We start from the raw sequence: 886 nt of genomic DNA, 5'->3' as shown, positions 1-886 counted from the left end.
CACAACGCATTTCCCGGCATCTCCGAACGCGTGTCGTCTACATGGTGAACAGCTTCCTCACGGCCTCAGATAACCAACGAGATTCTGAAACGAGCGGCCAGTTTCTTCGGCGCGGAGCTCGACCGCCAACACAAGAAGTAGTCGACTTCATCGACACCCACCGTGGGGAATTCGGGGTCGAGCCCATCTGCACCGTCCTGCGCACCGCAGGGGTGTCGGTGGCCCCGAGTACTTACTACGACACCAAGGCACGGCCGCTGTCGGCACGGGCCCGTCGAGACGCCGAGCTGGCGCCCGCCCTGGTGGCGCTGTGGGACAACTACCGGGTCTACGGCGCCCGCAAGCTGTGGAAAGCCGCCCGCCGTGCCGGCCACGACGTCGGGCGAGACCAGGTCGCCCGACTGATGCGCGCAGCCGGCATCCAAGGAGCGCGGCGCGGCAAACGGGTCCGCACCACCAAACCCGACCTGACAGCGCCTCGCCACCCCGATCTGGTCAAGCGGAAGTTCACGGCGACTACGCCGAACCAACTGTGGGTCACGGATCTAACATTCGTGCCGACCTGGGCTGGGGTGGCGTATGTGTGCTTCATCGTCGATGCCTACTCCCGGATGATCGTGGGCTGGCGGGTGGCCTCCCACATGCGCACAACCATGGTGCTCGACGCGATCGAGATGGCCCGCTGGTCACGTGGAAACACATTGCCGGGCTTGACATGTCACTCCGATGCCGGGTCCCAGTTCACTTCCATCCGCTACGGTGAACGTCTCGCCGAGGTCGGTGCGGTGCCCTCGATCGGCACCATCGGGGACTGCCTGTTGACCGGCTAATCGTGGCCGGCTGAATCACGTAAACGACACGCCAACAACGGAAATGCTTGACCGGT

The 886-nt window shown here is 64.2% G+C and carries 1 pseudogene and 1 other annotated feature; the pseudogene reads left to right on the top strand.

The features are described 5' to 3' along the window. Positions 1 to 75: 75 nt before the first annotated feature. Positions 76 to 812, top strand: a pseudogene (locus tag BST44_RS29205) (IS3 family transposase); the annotation flags it as partial. After that, positions 96 to 227, top strand: a sequence feature (AL1L pseudoknot). It overlaps the preceding pseudogene by 132 nt. Positions 813 to 886: the final 74 nt, after the last annotated feature.

Source organism: Mycobacterium scrofulaceum (assembly GCF_002086735.1).
Classification (GTDB): Bacteria; Actinomycetota; Actinomycetes; order Mycobacteriales; family Mycobacteriaceae; genus Mycobacterium; species Mycobacterium scrofulaceum.
Note: the sequence above shows the minus strand (reverse complement) of the source record. Positions and strands in the feature narration are given on the sequence as shown.